At 56.7% G+C, this 3,742-nt stretch carries 2 protein-coding genes and 1 pseudogene; 1 reads left to right on the forward strand and 2 read right to left on the reverse strand.

Annotation, left to right across the window (positions count from 1 at the left end):
• Positions 1-286: 286 nt before the first annotated feature.
• The gene (locus tag B3187_RS07950; RefSeq protein WP_286805610.1) at positions 287-2,038 is read left to right on the forward strand and encodes an alpha-amylase family glycosyl hydrolase; all 1,752 of its coding nucleotides are present in this window, start codon (positions 287-289) and stop codon (positions 2,036-2,038) included.
• A gap of 157 nt (positions 2,039-2,195) precedes the next feature.
• Here the strand turns inward: B3187_RS07950 and B3187_RS07955 are convergent, their stop codons facing one another.
• Positions 2,196-3,407, reverse strand: coding sequence for a glycosyl transferase (locus B3187_RS07955; protein ID WP_286805612.1), 1,212 nt, complete (start codon positions 3,405-3,407; stop codon positions 2,196-2,198).
• A 26-nt stretch (positions 3,408-3,433) separates the two neighbouring features.
• A pseudogene (locus B3187_RS07960) lies at positions 3,434-3,742 on the reverse strand (hypothetical protein); the annotation flags it as partial.

The raw sequence follows: 3,742 nt of genomic DNA on the forward strand, positions 1-3,742 counted from the left end.
CATCCATGCCTCAGAGAGTCTCCAACCGGCCTACCCTCCACCCCGTCACGCTCGCAACACAAAACGCCTATTGGCACTGAGGGTCTCGGCGAGGTATACCTGTCGGGGACTCTCGGAGGCAGGGAGCCGACGAGAAGCCTCCAGGGACGGATTCACGNNGATAATTTCAAAAAGGCGTGCCAGACTTGGTGGCGACGTCGAATTGTTCGGAGCTGGATCAACGCACACGGCTCACCGGTATGGATCTTGCTGCGATATTGGGTACTGACCATGACGGGCCCATACTATGACGACTGACTTTTTTTCGCTGCCGGAACTGAAAAGTAAACTCACCGCGCTACTCGCCTACCTCTACCCCAATGCCGACACCGACGCACTGACCCAACAGTGCCTCGAGGCCATCGGGCCGCGGATCAACCGCGCCATCGTACCGCCCGAGCAACTCTGGTCCGAACAGGACGCCCTGCTGATCACCTACGGCAACTCCATCCGCACCCCCAACGAAAAACCCCTCGATACCCTCGAACAGTTCCTGCACAAACACCTGCAGGACACCTTCAGCGCCGTGCACGTGCTGCCCTTCTTCCCCCACAGCTCCGACGGCGGCTTTGCCGTCATCGACTACACCCAGGTCGACGCCGAGCTGGGCGAATGGGACGATATTGAAACTCTGGGGCAAGACTTCAAACTCATGGGCGATCTGGTGATCAACCATGTGTCCAGCCAGAGCGGCTGGTTCCGCAACTACCAATATGGCAAAGACCCGGGTCGGGATTACTTTGTCGAGGCGAGCCCCCACTACGACCTGTCCATGGTCGTGCGGCCGCGCACCAGCCCGCTACTGCGCGCAGTGGAAACCAACGAAGGCGTGAAGCACGTCTGGTGTACGTTCAGTCATGACCAGATTGATGTCGACTTCCGCAACCCCAAGGTGCTGCTCGAATACCTGAAGATCATCGGGCTTTATCTCGACAAGGGCGTTCAGTGGCTTCGTCTGGATGCCGTGGCCTTTCTGTGGAAGGAAATCGGAACGCCCTGTATACACCTGCCGCAAACCCACGAAGTCATCAAGCTGCTGCGGCTGCTGATGGAGTACAAAAATGCCCACGCGATTCTGATCAGCGAAACCAATGTGCCCAACCGGGAAAACCTGACGTACTTCGGCAACAGTAACGAAGCGCACATGATCTACAACTTCAGCCTGCCACCACTGGTGATTCACGCGCTGCTGTCCGGCAACGGCCAGTATCTGAAAGGCTGGTTGATGAGCATGCCGCCCTCGCCGGTCGGCTGTGCCTATCTGAATTTTACCGCCTCCCACGACGGTATCGGGTTGCGTCCGGCGGAAGGCTTGTTGTCCGACGAGGAGCTGGAAACCTTCCTGAAAACGCTGCAGTCCTTTGGCGGTCGCATTTCCAGCCGCACCGGACAGAATGGCGAAAGCAAACCTTACGAGGCCAACATCAGTCTGTTCGATGCCTTCAAGGGTACCTATCAGGGTACCGATCGCTGGCAGGAGGCACGGTTGCTCTGTTCACAGATCATCATGTTGGCCCTGGAGGGTATACCGGCGTTTTATATTCACACCCTGTTTGCGACGCCCAATGACCTGGACAAACTGGAAGCCACCCAGCACAACCGTTCCATCAACCGGACCAACTGGCACAAGGGTGAACTCGAAACGCTTCTAGCCGACCCGGAAAAACCTCAACACCGAATCTTCAATGCGCTGCAGAGACTGATCCGGATTCGCTGTGCGCAGCCGGCGTTTCACCCGAATGCTACTCAGTTCACTTTGCACTTGCAGCCGGAGGTGTTTGGTTTCTGGCGGCAGAGCCTGCGCCGAACTCAGAGTATTTTCTGTCTGAATAACCTGAGCGATCGGCCGCAGGAAATCAGTTTGACCAATATCAATTTGATCAGTACAGAGAATTGGCGGGATTTGATCAGTGGGGAGGCGGTGACGGATCTGTACGGGACTTTGACCTTGGCGCCGTATCAGTGTGTCTGGTTGACGAATTATGAGAAGAAAGTTTGAGGTATATTTTGGGTTGGGTAACGGCGGATGCGCTTCGCTTATCCGCCCTACGCATACCACGGCAGTCCGCGTAGGGCGGATAAGGCCGAAGGCCGCATCCGCCGTTACCCAACCACCGCAGCCCGCATCCGCCGTCACCAAACGAGCCGCAACCCGATCACCCCCGATCCTGCGCAACCGCCTCCAACAACTGATCGTACACATCCGGCACGGCGCTTAACACGCGCGACCAATTGGCCATGAATGGCCGCTCGGTGGGATCGTTCAGAAACTGCTCCCCCGCCCGCATGATGCACTTGGTAAACAGCTCCACGGTGTTCTCTTCCTGGTTTCGATCCAACGTCATGCCGTTGATGACGGCATCGTTGTGATACCGGTCAATCAGATCCAGCGCGAGGCGATAATAACTCGCCTTGATGGTACGAAACGCTTCTGGCGTAAACACGGTGCCTTTGATTGCCAGTTTGCGGAACAGCGATTTGGAAATGTCCGTGCTCATTTTCGAGAGCCCACCCTCCGGGTTGTCTTTGGACAGATCCTGATGCTTGTGATCGTAGGCATCGGCAATATCCACCTGACAGACCCGCTCGTCGGAGTAGCGACGATTCACTTCCGACAGCACACCAATTTCCAGGCCCCAATCGCTGGGAATCCGGATGGAACTGACCACGTCCATGATCATGGAAAACTCACCCGCCAGCGGGTAGCGAAAGCTGTCAATGAATTCCAGATAATCGTCGCGGCCAAACACTTTCTCCAGCGCCCGCACCAGCGGCGATACCAACAGTCGACTCACGCGACCGTTGAGTTTGCCGTTGGCCGCACGATAGTAATACCCCTTGCAGAAAGCGTAATTGAATGTGGGATGGACCACCGGATAAAACAGCTTGGCAACAATATCCCGCTTGTAGGTGAGAATGTCGCAGTCGTGCAGCGCGACGGCTTTGGCCCGCCCCTGAGCCAGCGCATAGCCCAGGCAATACCAGACATTGCGCCCCTTCCCCAACTCATTGGGCGCGAGGCCATATTCATCGAGGACCTTATCAATGGCTTTCAGGCGCGGCCCGTCATTCCACAGAATGTGGTGACGCTGGGGCAGACGGGAAAAAAACGTCTTGGCATGCTCGAACTCTTCTTCGGTAGCGCGATCAAGCCCGATGATGACCTCATCAAGGTAGGTGACCTTACTCAGCTCCTGAATGATGTTTTCCAACGCCGGCCCCTGTAGCTCAGAGTAGAGACACGGCAACACCAGGCACATGGGCTTTTTCTCCGCCCATTCATTCAGCTCCGCCTCCATCGCCTCCAGCGGGCGATCCCCCAGGTTGTGCAAAGTGGCAATACGACCGTTCTGGAAAAAATCACTCATCGGTTCATCCTCGTCAGTGCGATCGCCTATTGGTCGATCAGGGTAAGAACGGCGGTATTCCACCCCGCCGCGCCCTCTTTTGGTGCTATGAAGGCCCGTTTTAGTGCAGGGTCCTCCAGGTGTGAACCATCGCTGTGCGGAATGATGGCCGGTGCATCCACCGCTTTGAGCATGTCCAGATCGTTGGGGCTATCCCCCAGGGCAATACTGAACGGTGCTGCGCCGAAGTGGTGCTCATAGCGTTTTTGCAAGTACCGTACCGCATCGCCTTTATCGCACTGTCCCATGACGTGATAGAAGCGCCCGCCCTTGACCACGCGGAGATTGTGGCGGGT

It is taken from the genome of Marinimicrobium sp. UBA4209 (assembly GCF_002381585.1).
Taxonomy (GTDB): Bacteria; Pseudomonadota; Gammaproteobacteria; order Pseudomonadales; family Cellvibrionaceae; genus Marinimicrobium; species Marinimicrobium koreense.

Coding starts and splice junctions, on each gene's coding strand:
- B3187_RS07950 (WP_286805610.1), top strand. CDS start 287: ATGACGACTGACTTTTTTTCGCTGCCGGAACTGAAAAGTAAACTCACC.
- B3187_RS07955 (WP_286805612.1), bottom strand. CDS start 3,407: ATGAGTGATTTTTTCCAGAACGGTCGTATTGCCACTTTGCACAACCTG.